Origin of the sequence: Ilumatobacter sp. (genome assembly GCF_039969435.1) — a bacterium.
Lineage (GTDB): Bacteria > Actinomycetota > Acidimicrobiia > Acidimicrobiales > Ilumatobacteraceae > Ilumatobacter_A.
Map to the genome: position 1 here is coordinate 42,061 of NZ_JBDVNU010000007.1, position 12,391 is coordinate 54,451.

Consider the following 12,391-nt stretch of genomic DNA (forward strand, 5'->3'; position numbering starts at 1 on the left):
CCGAAACGCATTGCTGCGCAGGGTGGCCAAGGGGACTTGAACCCCCAACCGCCAGGATCACAACCTGGTGCTCTGCCAATTGAGCTATGACCACCACGACCCGCTCGGATATGAGGAGCGGGGCGCAACATTCTGCCAGGGACCGCAGGATTCCGCACCCTCCAATTCGCCATGCGTCGAGCGATGTGCGACCTACCTCGTCCAGACCACCGAATCCGGGTCTCCGTCGGGGACCGGCTCGGTGCTCAGGTCGATGTCGAAGCGCGCTTCGACCCCGGGCCGCACCCGGTCGACCCGCTGCGGGACGGCGGCCACGACCTCGCCCGCCTCGTCGAACCAGAGCAGCACCATGGTGAAGTCCTCGATCGGTTCGGTCGTGGTCGTCGCGATCCGACCGCTGACCCCGTCGGGCGTGCGTTCGAGCGCCCGGACCGACAGCACCTCCCCGATCCCTCGATCGTTGGATTCCACGCCGACGGCCACGTCGAACTCGATGCGCACGGGATCGCTCACGGGCGCTGTCAGCCGGCCCGCGACCGCGCCGGTCGACTCGGGCCCGATGCCGTCGACCTCCCCGCTCGCCGTGTGCACGACGGCACCGTCGGCGTCGGTCAGCCACACGTCGATGACCACGCCGCTGCGCCTCGGAGCCGACGGTGGTGTGCGGACGCTGACACCCCAGTCGAACGTCGAGTCACCCCGGTCGACGAGCCAGACCTCGTCCACCTCGACGAGTTCGTCGGGCGCCGACGTGGGTGCGGGTGCGCTGGATCCGGGCGCGGCCGGCACCACGGCATCGACGGCGGTCGACGCGACATCGGCGGGCGTCGACGCGTCGTCGGACCGATCGTCGGACCGTCGGTCGATCACGACGGAGGCGGCCGCGACACCGGCGACGAGGACCGCGAGGACGATCAGGGGAGCCGCTTGCCTGCGACGACGCCGTCGCCGCTGTGCGTGATGGAGAGCCTGACGTCGCACCTGCTCCGCCCACGGATCGAACGGCGGCGGGGACGTCGCCGTGGAATCCGGGACGGTCGAGGTCGCTGCCGTGTCACCGGCGGGCGGAGGGATCGCGGACATGGCGGAGGCGAGTCGCTCGGATCGGGCGGGATTCAGATCGGGGAGCGTTCACCGTCGACGAACAACGGCGTGATCCCTTCGCGTTCCACGTCGGCGCGCATCTCGTCGTCCGTCGGCGCCGACAGGTCGCCCCGAGCTGCGTCGACGATCATCGGGACCAGACGCGCGTCGCTCGTGGTGTTCAGGAACATCTGCGGGTGCGACAGGACGTAGCGCACCGCGCGACCGATCGGTTCGGGGTCGGTCAGCGGTTCGTACCAACTGAACCGGTTCGTGTCGCCGTCGGCCCACATGCCTCGAGCGATCGACTTGATGGTCTGCACCGCCACCTTGCGGTCGGCGCACACGTCGAGGAGGCGCTCCACGTCGGAGCGATAGGCCGGGTTGTCGAGCATCACGAAGTTGATCGGTAGCAGCACCGACGCGAAGTCGAAGCGTTCGAGGCTGCGCACGTGCATCCCGGCGATGGGCACTCCGTGCCCGGTGACGCCGATGTGCTTGACGAGTCCCTCGTCGCGTGCGGTGGCGAGCGACTCGATGGCTCCCCCGGGGGAGAACGCCGTGTCCCACTCGTCGGGGTCGACCAGGTTGTGCAGTTGGATCAGGTCGACGTGGTCGACGTCCATCCGCTCCAACGACTTCTCGAGTTCGGCGCGAGCGGCGGCTCCCGTGCGTTCGCCGGTCTTGGTCGCGAGGAACACCGACGCTCGGTGTTCGGCGAGGAACGGCCGGAGGCGGTCCTCCGACGCTCCGTAGGAGGCCGCCGTGTCGATGTGATCGATCCCCCACTCGACGACGTTCGCCATCGTGGCGTCGGCGCGCTCCTGGCTCATCCCTCCGAGGGCAGCGGCACCGAAGATGACACGGGTCGAATCGTGGCCGGTTCGACCGAAGGGAGCGCGAGGCAACATCCCCCCATCGTCGCGCACCGCGACCCTCCGAGCGCCTCACGTGCGTGGCACCGGCGAGATTCGGCGCGACCGATCGACCGTCGTCAGCGCCGCGGCCACAGACCGTGGACGGTCCAGCCCCGATCGTGGAATCCAACCGCCTCCGCCACCCGCGCACTGGCGGCGTTCGAGCGTTCGTGCAGGTAGGTCGGTGCCGAGCCCTCGGCCAGGATCCGTCGCGCCGCCGTGGCGACGAGGCCACGGGCCAGCCCACGCCCGCGCGCCGCTTCCTCGGTGACCACGGCCAGTTCCTGCCCGTACCGGTCGTGGACCTTGATGCCGACCCCCGCGATCGGTGTCACCCCGTCGTCGTCGAAGGCGACGAGGAGCGGGCCGTTGAACGGTCGCAGCCATTCGGGGAGTCGCTCGTCGAACTCCTCGAACCACTCCCCCACGTCGTCCAGATCGTCGGCGACGTGGACCGCCGTGCGGAACACCCCCGTCCCGAAGCTCGACGGACCGACGGCGAGGATCTCGCCGAGTTCGTCGCCGAGGCCCGGACGGTCGAGGCCGCCGGACAGCGCGGCGCGCACGCGCTCCACGGAGTCCGGTGGAACGGCCAGGACGGTGCCCGTTCCGTCGCCCACGCCTTGCAGCGGGCGCCGTGCGCCGTCCCATGTCGGTTCCAGACGGGCCGGGTCACCGACGACGTGGATGCCCGGGGACGGCGGTGGCCACCCACCGACCCACGAGCGGAGGTGTCGTCGGAGTGCGACATCGGTGGCGTGCGCGGTCGTCATGTCGCCCACGCTACGGACGTGTGCGGCGGGCACGTCCGTGCGACACTGCGGCATGGACCCGGGCGCACTCGAACAGTTCCGAGCCCACGGAGCCACCGTGCTGCGGGGTCTGCTCGGACCGACGTGGTTGGAGATGATCGCGGCGGGTGTCGAACACAACGCGGCGCACCCCTCGCCGTGGTCGCACTGGTACACGCGGCCCGACGCGGCGGTCGGATTCTGGACGGACTACGTCACGTGGCCCGATGTCGAGGAGTACCGACGCGTCGCGTTCGAGAGCCCCCTCGCCGCTGCCGCAGGCACGCTGATGGGATCGGACACCGTGCGGTTCTTCCACGAGCACGTGCTGGTCAAGGAGCCCGGTGCGACGGAACGCACGCCGTGGCACCACGACCAGCCCTACTACTGCGTGAACGGGGACCAGAACGTGAGTCTGTGGGTCGCTCTCGACCGGGTCCCGGCATCGAGCGGCATGCGATTCCTCGCCGGATCCCACCGATGGGACCGCTGGTTCGTGCCTCGCAAGTTCGTCGACCACACCCCGTACGCAGCAGCCGACGACGGCTACGAACTGGTGCCCGACGTCGACGCGTTGATCTCCGACGGAGCGCCGGTGCTGAGCTTCGACGTGGAGCCCGGTGACGTGGTCGCCTTCCACTACCGCACGCTTCACGACGCACCGGGCAACGTGCTCGACACTCGACGCCGCGCCGTCAGTTTCCGCTGGATCGGCGACGACGCCACCTTCGCGGAACGCCCCTGGGAGGTGTCGCCGCCCTACGCGGCGGACGGTCTCACGGTCGGCGGCCCACTGGGTGACGATCCGCGGTTCCCCCTCGTGGTCACGTGAGGGTCAGTCCGAGCTCGCGTCGCGTACGGCGCGGATCACGTCGTCGAACCCTTCGATGGTCCGCACCGCGAAGTAGCTGATCCCCCAGCGTTCCCGGCAGCGCAGGATCTTGTCGGCGATCTCGTCGACCGAGCCGACGAGCACGTACGGACTCGCATCGAGTTCGTCGATGTCGACCCCGTCCACCTCGTCGGACAACTCACGCAACGCTGATGTCCGGTCATCGGTGATCGCCACGACCTGGACGAGTGCGTTGAGTTCGACATCGTCGAATCGATGTGCGGCCCCGACCCGGACCTCCTCGATCTGGGCGTCGAGGTGGTCGGTCGTCCATCGGACCTCGTGGCTGTGCCCGTCGGCGAGTGTCCGACCGAGACCCTGCAGGCCGACGATGTCGGCGTGGGCGCCGGCGTGTTCCAGCAGGGCTCGACCGTTGCCGCCGACGAGGATCGGCAACCGCTCCTGCAGCGACCGTTCGACGTGTGCACCTTCGACGCGGTGGTACTCGCCGTGGAAGGACACCGTCTCGCCGTCGAGCAGACCCCGCACGATCCGGACGTACTCGCGCAACGCCGCCTTGCGCTCCGCGGCCGGACGCCGCTCGATCCCGGTCCGCGCATACTCCTGCGGCGTGTGACCGGCGCCGAGGCCCAGTTCGAATCGGCCGCGCGACAGGTGATCCAGCGTCGTTGCCTCCCATGCCAACTGGACGGGGTTGCGCATGTCGGCGTTGAGGACGAACGTGCCGACTCGGATGCGGTCGGTGACCGCCGCGATCGCGGACAGGACGGGGATCGGCGACCGGCCCGGGCCGACGTGATCCGGTACGAGCACCACGTCGAATCCGGCCTGCTCGGCTCGTCGGGCGGCATCGATCGGATCGAGCTCGCCGTTCGCCCGGATCTGGGCGCCGAACCGGACGGGTCGCTGCATCTCCGGACCGTAGCCGAGCGCCCTGCGTCGGCGACCTCGGTACGATCCACGCACCATGGCGCACGAATTCATCTACCAGGCCTACAAGTTGAGCCGGATCTACCCTCCCGACAAGACGGTGTTGGAGAACATCTCGCTGTCGTTCTACCCCGGGGTGAAGATCGGCGTCCTCGGAACGAACGGGGCGGGCAAGTCGTCGCTGCTCAAGATCATGGCGGGCCTCGACGACGGCTACCAGGGCGAGGCACGCCTCACCGCCGGGTTCACCGTCGGGTACCTGGCTCAAGAGCCTCAGCTCGACCCGGAGAAGGACGTGAAGGGCAACGTCATGGACGGCGTGGCCGAGGTCCAGGGCATCATCGACGACTACAACGCCGTCATGGCCAAGTGGGCCGACCCCGATGCGGACTACGACAAGATCGGCAAGCAGCAGGCGATCCTCGAGGACAAGATCGCCGCCACCGACGCCTGGTCACTCGAACGCAACGTCGACATCGCCATGGACGCGTTGCGCTGCCCGCCCGACGACGCCGACGTCACCGTGCTCTCCGGTGGTGAACGTCGCCGAGTCGCGCTGTGCCGCCTCCTGCTCAGCCGTCCCGACCTGCTCCTGCTCGACGAGCCCACCAACCACCTGGATGCCGAATCGGTGGACTGGCTGGAACGGTTCCTCGGCGACTACGCCGGCACCGTCGTGGCCATCACCCACGACCGGTACTTCCTCGACAACGTCGCCCAGTGGATCCTCGAACTCGAGCGCGGCAAGGGCCTGCCGTTCGAGGGCAACTACTCCTCCTGGTTGGAGCAGAAGCACGACCGCCTGGAGCGCGAAGAGCGCGGCAACGACGCCCGACGCAAGACCCTGGCCCGCGAACTCGAATGGGTGCGCATGGGCACGAAGGCCCGCCAGTCGAAGGGCAAGGCGCGCCTCAACGCCTACGAGAGGCTGCACGCCGAGGCCAAGGCCGCCGAGACCCGCAACGCCGAACTGCAGATCACGATCCCGTCCGGTCGTCGACTGGGCGACCAGGTGATCGAGGTCGAGAACCTCCGGAAGGGATTCGGCGACAAACTGCTCATCGACGACCTCTCGTTCACGCTCCCGCCCGCAGGGATCGTGGGGATCATCGGCCCGAACGGTGCCGGCAAGTCGACACTGTTCAAGATGCTCGCGGGGCGCGAGGAGCCCGATTCGGGCTCGATCAAGATCGGTGACACGGTCGACCTCAGCTACGTGGACCAGGATCGGGACGACCTCGACCCCGACGCCACCGTCTACGACGAGATCACCGGCGGCGGCGAGGTGCTCGAGATCGGTGGTCGTGAGATCCACGGCCGCACGTACGTGTCGAGCTTCAACTTCCGCGGCACCGACCACGGCAAGCGTGTCGGCGACCTGTCCGGCGGCGAACGCAACCGCGTCCACCTGGCCAAGCTGCTGAAGTCGGGTGGCAACGTGTTGCTGCTCGACGAACCGACCAACGACCTCGACGTCGACACGCTCCGCGCACTCGAGGCAGGACTCGAGACGTTCCCGGGCTGTGCGGTCGTGATCTCCCACGATCGCTGGTTCCTCGATCGCATCGCCACCCACGTGCTGGCCTTCGAGGGTGACAGCCAGGTCCGCTGGTTCGAAGGCAACTTCAGCGAGTACGAGGAACGTCGCAAGCAGGAACTCGGCGCCGCCGCGAACACCCCTCACCGCATCAAGTACAAGAAGCTCGCCTGAGTCGGTCCTCACCGGTCCGATCGCCGGGCAGGCCGGCCGAGCCCTCGACCCGACCACGTCGAGTGACCAACGGAGGGCGGTGACGTCCTTCGAGTGCTCGCGCGTCGTCTCGACGAGGTCTAGGTTGTGGACATGTGCGTGAACTGCATGAGCAACGCCGAAGCCGCCGGGGTCGCGGCCATCGCTGCCACGTACTTCCTGAAGCCACCGGTGCACGCGCTGCTGGCGAGGTTGGACCTGGCTCCGGATCCCGACCCGGTCGCCCACGACGTGCGGACCGTCGCATTTCTCCAGGCCGTCGGTCTCGATCCGGTCGAGGCCCTCGGGGTGGAGGCGGTCGCGGCCGCCGAGGCGTGGACACCCGACACCGCATGGGTGCCGTTCCGTGACCGCATGCATCGTGTCGTGGCGGCCCGCACCGCATTCTCCTGACGCCCGTCGGGCTCGTTCCTCCGCGATCCGCCAGGGCCGCGTCGTCGAACGGTGGAGAACTCAGGCCTGGGCCGACACGTCGGAATCGCCCGATGGTCCCGGGTCGCCCGACCGTCCCGAGTTCCCCGATGATCCGCGGGACCCCGTTGCGACGGCCCGCTCCGCACGATGCTCCGCCTGTCTGCGGCCCATCGGCTCCCACAGCCTGGCGATCACGGCGTAGAGCACGGCGAGCACCGTCAGCGCAGCGGGGTAGGCGATCCACGGAGAGACGTGTCCGAGCGAGCGGGCGTCGAGCCAGTACGGGCCGGTCCACGACAGGTCCATCGGAAAACCTCGCGAGGTCACGTCGAACTCGCCGTACTTCTCCGGATCGGCGAACAACCGGGCCCATGCGCTCCACGAGATCATCCGGCACAGGCCGTAGAAGAACGTCGCCCGATACAGGGCGAGCAGTCCCCGCTCGGGGAGCCACCGGCCCAGCCACGCCCAGATCCGGGCGTCGGCCGGCACGATCTGCGTGCGCCAGTGCTCGCGGGTCAGCACCCTCCACGAGAACAGCACGACGAGCAGCCAGAACACGTCCATCGCCAGGCCGAGCGACGAGTAGTACGCCGCGGCGTCGAGGTACTTGCCTCCGTCGATCGTCGCCGCATAGGCCCAGGTCTGTGCCGTGAAGTTCATCGTGAGCAGGGGAAACAGGAGCATCACACCGACCGAGTCGTTGATGTCGGTGAGCGCGTGCGCCGCGTAGCCGAGGAGGAAACCGATCGTGAACGCGCGGTTCTTCCTCCACGTCCATGCGAGCAGCGCGAGCACCGCCCCGAAGAACAACGTGTGCGTGAAACCCATGCCGGGGAACCCGCGATGCCACTGATGGGGGACGTCGGACCCGTAGCGAGTTCCGTTGATCGTGAAGCCGTAGACCCAGAACTTGGACAGGAAGTCAGGCGTGAAGTCACCGAGGAAGATCGCCCAGAAACTGACCTTGCCCCGCATCTTCTTCGGCAGATGCGACTGCACGGCGTAGATCTCGAACTGGTGCGCCGCCCAACTCATCGGTCACCTCGACGACTCGTGAGTCCGATCCGGTCGGTCAGCCACGGGCCGACCACGACGAAGGCGACGAGCCACGCCGGTCCGACGAACCAGTTGAGCAGCCACTTGTGCCAGATGCCGAGGAGGATGTAGCTGACTGCGGCGACGAGATACCAGAACCACTCCTCCCACCCCACGAGACGCCGCGAACCGCGGAAGTCGAGCGTGGATTCGACGCCGACGGGCAGCCCGGGCTGCGGGTCAGGCGCTGAGGCGGACGGGGGCGACACCCGGCGAGACGCTAGTCGTCCGCGGGTGGACCGTGCGACGCACGGCGTCGACCAGGCGGAGTCCGTCGAGTCCCGGGAGGCGATCGATGCGCCGGTCGATCCGATGCGCCATCCGCCGGCCGTCGTCGCCGGCGAAGAGATGCCGGACGAGGTGTTCGGTCTCGGCGGCCGGCATCACGTTCGATCCGACCGGTTGCCACTTGTGGCGCATCAACCGGATCACCCACACACGTCGACGACGGTGAGCACGATGCCGGTGAACGCGTCGAGCGCTCCGATCGCGCCACCGAGCAGCCACGTCGCGGTCCCGACGAGCACCAGGATCCGTGCGACCGACAGCGAGCTCAGGAGTTCGAGCGGCGCTCCGAGCGCGAACCACGACCGCACCTTCGGGAACATCCGGTTGGCGACCGAGTCGGGACGAAGGCGGTCACCCGTCACGATCAGAGGCGCTCTGTGGGAACCCACGGTCACGACCCGTCCATCGTCACGGAGCGGGCACTTCTCGAGGCGGCGTCCATCTCGTGCCACCTGTCGATGGTCTCCATCGTCGTCGTCCACGATGTCGACGACGGGCGCAGGGCGTCGCGGTGCCGCTCGTCGGGCACGAGGACGAAGCGGGCGTCGTCGCCCGCGTCCGACGCTGCGCGCACGAACCGGGCGGCACCCTGCGGACGCACGGTCGTGTCGGCTGCTCCGTGGACACACACGGTCGGCACGCCGATCGGCACCATCTCGATCGGGGACGTGAGGGACCAGCGCTGCGTCACCGGGGCGCGACGAACGAGTTCGTCGACCCGTTCCGAGCCAGCCTCGGACAGGCGTCGGAGATCGCACGGTGCCGCGAGCGCCACGACCCCGTCGACCTCACCACCGCGACCGGCAGCAGCCACGAGCGCCAGGTGGCCGCCGGCGGAGTGACCCACGAGGAAGCGCGCAGAATCCGGAAACCGTCGCACGACGAGGTCGACTGCGGCCGAGACGTCGTCGAAGGTCTCGGGATATCCCCCGCCGCCGCCCCATCGGCCGAGCCGGCGATACTCGATGTTGAAGACCGTGTACCCGAGACGTAGAGCGTCGCGGACGAGCAACGTCATCACCCACCGGTTGAACGGCCAGCGCCAGAATCCGCCGTGGACGAGGACGACCACGCATCCGCCGGTGCGAGACGGGTGCGGCTCGTGGAGCACACCGAACTGGCCCGGCGCGTGGCCGTACCGCAGTCGTCGCGCTCGCCGAGCCATACATGCTCTTCGGTCGGAGGGAGGTGTTTCGTGAACCGAATGCGATGATGGCCGCAATGTTTGCCGAGACCGACGCCGAACTCGCGGCGCGTCTCGCCGTCCAGACCGGTCAGATCCTGGTCGGGATCCGCGAGCCGCTGTTCGCCTCCGGTGCCCCCCAGTGGGAGGTCAAGGACGCCGGAGACGCCGCAGCACAGGCGTTCCTCGCCGCCGAACTCCACGCCCACCGGCCCGACGACGCCGTGTTGTCGGAGGAGGAGGGCCAGACCGACCAACGCCGCTTCGACGCCGAAAGGGTGTGGATCATCGACCCCCTCGACGGCACACGGGAGTTCAGCGAACCCGGCCGCACGGACTGGGCCGTTCACGTGGCGCTCTGGGAGCGCGATCGCTTCGGAGCCGCCGCCGTGAGCCTCCCGGCCGCCAACGCCGTGTTCGCCACCGAGCCGGCCCCGCCGTTGCCCCAGGTCGAGCGCGAGCGGCCGCGCCTCATCACGTCACGCAGTCGGGCGCCGTACTCGGCAGTGCTCGTCGCCGAAGGGCTCGGATGCGACGCCGTCCGACTCGGTTCCGCCGGAGCCAAGGCGATGGCGGTCGTGATGGGCCATGCCGACATCTACGTCCACGACGGCGGGATGTACCAGTGGGACTCGGCTGCGCCTGCGGCCGTGGCGATGGCGGCGGGATTCCACGCCTCGCGCCTCGACGGGTCGGCACTCGTCTACAACGCACGCGATCCGTGGCTTCCCGACTTCATCGTGTGCCGTCCCGAACTCGCCGACGACGTGCTCCGTTCGATCTGGGGCTGACCGGCGTGGAGCTCACCGCCACCCGCTTCGACGTCGTCGATCGCATCGCCACGCTGTGGCTGGACCGCCCGCACCGCTCCAACGCCTGGACCGGCACCATGCACACCGAGTACCGCTGGATCATGGCCGAGCTCGAGCATCGTGACGACGTGCGGGCGGTGATCGTCACCGGGACCGGTGACCGATTCTGCGTCGGCGGCGACTCGACCGCACTGGAGGCGCACGTCGTACACGGCGGATACGACTCGGGCCTCCCGGCCGACCCGGCCCGACCCGGCGGTGGGTCGGGTATCGATGCCGACTTCGCCTGGCAGATGGGGTACCGGCACCCGATCGTCGCTGCGGTCAACGGTGCGTGCGCCGGCGTCGGGCTGGCGCTTGCACTGTTCTGCGACCTCCGATTCGTCACCCCCGACGCACGGATGACGACCGCTGCACCCAAGCTCGGACTGCCGGCGGAGTACGGGATGTCGTGGACACTCCCCCGCCTCGTCGGCACGACGCGCGCCGCGGACCTGCTCCTGTCGGGGCGGGTCTTCACGGGCGCCGAAACCGCCGACTGGGGTCTGTGGAACGGTGTCACCCCGGATCCGTACGCGTCCGCGCTGTCCTGGGCGACGAACCTCGCCGCCACGACGGGGCCGTCGGCGGTCGCCACGACCAAGCAGCAGCTCGCCGCCGATGCGGTCCGCAACTCCCCCGAAGCCAGCGTCGTCGCATCACTGGCGCTGATGGATCAAGCCATGGGCACCGACGAGTACGCCGAGGGCATCGCCGCGTTCACGCAGCGCCGCCCGCCGAACTTCTGACGTCCGACCATGCGCCCGACCGGACCCGGACGTCCGTGTGCGGTTCGGGCGCGAACACCCGCCGGTGTCAGACCGCTCCGTAGGCCAGCATCGCGTCGGCGACCTTGACGAAGCCGGCGATGTTCGCGCCGGCCACGTAGTCGACGACGCCGTCCCGGCTGTACCGGCTGCCGTACTCGACGCACTTGTCGTGGATGTCGTGCATGATCGTCTGGAGTCTCGTGTCGACCTCGTGGCGCGACCACGAGATGCGCAACGCGTTCTGACTCTGCTCCAGACCCGAGACCGCGACTCCCCCGGCGTTGGCCGCCTTTGCGGGACCGAACAGCACCCCGGCGCGCTTGAAGGCCCGCACGCCGTCGAGTTCGGTCGGCATGTTGGCACCTTCTGACACGGCGCGAACACCGTTGTCGACGAGCGTCTGCGCCTCCCGTGACGACACCTCGTTCTGAGTCGCACACGGCAGCGCCAACTCGCACGGCACGTTCCACGGACGCTCGCCGTCGTGGTAGTCGCAGCCGAAGTGGTCGGCGTATTCGCTGATCCGACCGCGACGGACCTCCTTCAGGTCCTTGAGCCATGCGAGCTTCTCGGCATCGATGCCGTTCGGGTCGTGGATGAATCCGCCGGAATCCGATGCGGTGACGACCTTCGCCCCGAACTCGTTCAGCTTCTCGATCGCATACGTGGCCACGTTGCCCGATCCGGACACCACCGCCGTCTTGCCCTCGACCGAGTCGCCGGCGTGCTCGAGCATGTTCTGCATGAAGTACACCGCGCCGTACCCGGTCGCCTCCGTCCGGATCAGGCTGCCACCGAAGGCGAGACCCTTGCCGGTGAGGATGCCGTTGAACCGGTTCTCCAACCGCTTGTACTGGCCGAACAGGTAGCTGATCTCGCGAGCACCGACCCCGATGTCGCCTGCCGGCACGTCGACGTCGTCGCCGATGTATCGATGCAGTTCGGTCATCAGCGACTGACAGAACCGCATCACCTCGCTGTCGGACTTGCCCTTCGGGTTGAAGTTCGACCCTCCCTTGGCACCGCCCATCGGCAGGCCGGTCAGGGAGTTCTTGAAGATCTGTTCGAACCCGAGGAACTTCAGCACGCTGAGGGTCACGTCGGGGTGGAAGCGCAGCCCTCCCTTGTACGGGCCGATCGAGTTGTTGAACTGCACCCTCCACGCCCGATTCGCCCGGATCTGCCCCGAGTCGTCCTGCCAGGTGACGCGGAAGATGATGACCCGATCGGGCTCGGTCATCCGTTCGAGGATCTGGGCGTCTCGATACCTGGGGTTGTCGAGCGTGAACGGGATCAGCGTCTCGGCGACCTCCCGAACCGCTTGCTGGAACTCGGGTTCCCCCGGGTTCCGTTTCTCCAGCCCACCCATGAACGTCTCGAGTTCTTCGTGCCCCGCTGTGCTCTCCATGGTGGGAACGTAGTCATTCCGGAACGCGGCCGATGACATCGGTCACGCCAACACC

The 12,391-nt window shown here is 68.5% G+C and carries 15 protein-coding genes and 1 tRNA gene; 5 read left to right on the forward strand and 11 right to left on the reverse strand.

The window, feature by feature from the left end; genetic code table 11:
• Positions 1-21 precede the first annotated feature (21 nt).
• The 4 genes from ABJK40_RS03745 to ABJK40_RS03760 form a co-directional block, all read right to left on the reverse strand.
• A tRNA-His gene (locus ABJK40_RS03745) sits at positions 22-94 on the reverse strand.
• A gap of 98 nt (positions 95-192) precedes the next feature.
• Positions 193-1,083 (reverse strand): hypothetical protein, encoded by an 891-nt coding sequence (locus ABJK40_RS03750; protein ID WP_348478813.1) that lies wholly within the window; start codon positions 1,081-1,083, stop codon positions 193-195.
• Between the two features lie 32 nt (positions 1,084-1,115).
• Positions 1,116-1,994: an aldo/keto reductase gene (locus tag ABJK40_RS03755; protein WP_348478814.1), complete on the reverse strand. Its 879-nt coding sequence runs from the start codon at positions 1,992-1,994 to the stop codon at positions 1,116-1,118.
• Positions 1,995-2,077: 83 nt separating this feature from the next.
• A complete protein-coding gene (locus tag ABJK40_RS03760) occupies positions 2,078-2,773 on the reverse strand; it encodes a GNAT family N-acetyltransferase (RefSeq protein ID WP_348478815.1) in 696 nt (231 codons plus the stop codon).
• Positions 2,774-2,825: 52 nt separating this feature from the next.
• On the opposite strand from ABJK40_RS03760, the gene ABJK40_RS03765 reads away from it, so the two are divergent.
• The gene (locus tag ABJK40_RS03765) at positions 2,826-3,623 is read left to right on the forward strand and encodes a phytanoyl-CoA dioxygenase family protein (RefSeq protein ID WP_348478816.1); all 798 of its coding nucleotides are present in this window, start codon (positions 2,826-2,828) and stop codon (positions 3,621-3,623) included.
• 3 nt (positions 3,624-3,626) lie between these two features.
• On the opposite strand, the gene ABJK40_RS03770 is transcribed toward ABJK40_RS03765, so the two are convergent.
• The gene (locus tag ABJK40_RS03770) at positions 3,627-4,556 is read right to left on the reverse strand and encodes a TIGR03621 family F420-dependent LLM class oxidoreductase (RefSeq protein ID WP_348478817.1); all 930 of its coding nucleotides are present in this window, start codon (positions 4,554-4,556) and stop codon (positions 3,627-3,629) included.
• 55 nt (positions 4,557-4,611) lie between these two features.
• On the opposite strand from ABJK40_RS03770, the gene ettA reads away from it, so the two are divergent.
• A complete protein-coding gene (gene ettA, locus ABJK40_RS03775) occupies positions 4,612-6,285 on the forward strand; it encodes an energy-dependent translational throttle protein EttA (protein WP_348478818.1) in 1,674 nt (557 codons plus the stop codon).
• A gap of 147 nt (positions 6,286-6,432) precedes the next feature.
• Positions 6,433-6,717 (forward strand): hypothetical protein, encoded by a 285-nt coding sequence (locus tag ABJK40_RS03780; protein WP_348478819.1) that lies wholly within the window; start codon positions 6,433-6,435, stop codon positions 6,715-6,717.
• A gap of 60 nt (positions 6,718-6,777) precedes the next feature.
• Here the strand turns inward: ABJK40_RS03780 and ABJK40_RS03785 are convergent, their stop codons facing one another.
• From ABJK40_RS03785 to ABJK40_RS03805, 5 genes are read right to left on the reverse strand one after another with little or no spacing between them, the layout of a single operon-like run.
• Positions 6,778-7,776, reverse strand: a complete 999-nt coding sequence (locus ABJK40_RS03785; RefSeq protein ID WP_348478820.1) for a metal-dependent hydrolase — start codon at positions 7,774-7,776, stop codon at positions 6,778-6,780.
• On the reverse strand, positions 7,773-8,045 hold the full coding sequence (locus tag ABJK40_RS03790; RefSeq protein ID WP_348478821.1) for a hypothetical protein: 273 nt from the start codon (positions 8,043-8,045) through the stop codon (positions 7,773-7,775). The genes ABJK40_RS03785 and ABJK40_RS03790 overlap by 4 nt, the downstream gene beginning before the upstream one ends.
• Complete coding sequence (locus tag ABJK40_RS03795) at positions 8,017-8,256, reverse strand: hypothetical protein (protein ID WP_348478822.1); 240 nt, start codon at positions 8,254-8,256, stop codon at positions 8,017-8,019. The genes ABJK40_RS03790 and ABJK40_RS03795 overlap by 29 nt, the downstream gene beginning before the upstream one ends.
• A gap of 8 nt (positions 8,257-8,264) precedes the next feature.
• Positions 8,265-8,486, reverse strand: a complete 222-nt coding sequence (locus tag ABJK40_RS03800; protein WP_348478823.1) for a hypothetical protein — start codon at positions 8,484-8,486, stop codon at positions 8,265-8,267.
• 29 nt (positions 8,487-8,515) lie between these two features.
• Positions 8,516-9,289: an alpha/beta fold hydrolase gene (locus ABJK40_RS03805; RefSeq protein WP_348478824.1), complete on the reverse strand. Its 774-nt coding sequence runs from the start codon at positions 9,287-9,289 to the stop codon at positions 8,516-8,518.
• Between the two features lie 56 nt (positions 9,290-9,345).
• Between ABJK40_RS03805 and ABJK40_RS03810 the strand changes: the two genes are divergently transcribed.
• The gene (locus tag ABJK40_RS03810; protein ID WP_348510153.1) at positions 9,346-10,098 is read left to right on the forward strand and encodes an inositol monophosphatase family protein; all 753 of its coding nucleotides are present in this window, start codon (positions 9,346-9,348) and stop codon (positions 10,096-10,098) included.
• Positions 10,099-10,103: 5 nt separating this feature from the next.
• On the forward strand, positions 10,104-10,907 hold the full coding sequence (locus ABJK40_RS03815; RefSeq protein ID WP_348478826.1) for an enoyl-CoA hydratase-related protein: 804 nt from the start codon (positions 10,104-10,106) through the stop codon (positions 10,905-10,907).
• A 67-nt stretch (positions 10,908-10,974) separates the two neighbouring features.
• Here the strand turns inward: ABJK40_RS03815 and gdhA are convergent, their stop codons facing one another.
• Positions 10,975-12,336, reverse strand: a complete 1,362-nt coding sequence (gene gdhA, locus ABJK40_RS03820) for an NADP-specific glutamate dehydrogenase (protein ID WP_348478827.1) — start codon at positions 12,334-12,336, stop codon at positions 10,975-10,977.
• Between the last annotated feature and the right edge of the window lie 55 nt (positions 12,337-12,391).

Excerpts from the sequence above, each read along its gene's own strand:
- ABJK40_RS03750 (WP_348478813.1), bottom strand. The coding sequence starts at position 1,083 with ATGTCCGCGATCCCTCCGCCCGCCGGTGACACGGCAGCGACCTCGACC.
- ABJK40_RS03755 (WP_348478814.1), bottom strand. The coding sequence starts at position 1,994 with ATGTTGCCTCGCGCTCCCTTCGGTCGAACCGGCCACGATTCGACCCGT.
- ABJK40_RS03760 (WP_348478815.1), bottom strand. The coding sequence starts at position 2,773 with ATGACGACCGCGCACGCCACCGATGTCGCACTCCGACGACACCTCCGC.
- ABJK40_RS03765 (WP_348478816.1), top strand. The coding sequence starts at position 2,826 with ATGGACCCGGGCGCACTCGAACAGTTCCGAGCCCACGGAGCCACCGTG.
- ABJK40_RS03770 (WP_348478817.1), bottom strand. The coding sequence starts at position 4,556 with ATGCAGCGACCCGTCCGGTTCGGCGCCCAGATCCGGGCGAACGGCGAG.
- ettA (WP_348478818.1), top strand. The coding sequence starts at position 4,612 with ATGGCGCACGAATTCATCTACCAGGCCTACAAGTTGAGCCGGATCTAC.
- ABJK40_RS03780 (WP_348478819.1), top strand. The coding sequence starts at position 6,433 with ATGAGCAACGCCGAAGCCGCCGGGGTCGCGGCCATCGCTGCCACGTAC.
- ABJK40_RS03785 (WP_348478820.1), bottom strand. The coding sequence starts at position 7,776 with ATGAGTTGGGCGGCGCACCAGTTCGAGATCTACGCCGTGCAGTCGCAT.
- ABJK40_RS03795 (WP_348478822.1), bottom strand. The coding sequence starts at position 8,256 with ATGCGCCACAAGTGGCAACCGGTCGGATCGAACGTGATGCCGGCCGCC.
- ABJK40_RS03805 (WP_348478824.1), bottom strand. The coding sequence starts at position 9,289 with ATGGCTCGGCGAGCGCGACGACTGCGGTACGGCCACGCGCCGGGCCAG.
- ABJK40_RS03810 (WP_348510153.1), top strand. The coding sequence starts at position 9,346 with ATGTTTGCCGAGACCGACGCCGAACTCGCGGCGCGTCTCGCCGTCCAG.
- gdhA (WP_348478827.1), bottom strand. The coding sequence starts at position 12,336 with ATGGAGAGCACAGCGGGGCACGAAGAACTCGAGACGTTCATGGGTGGG.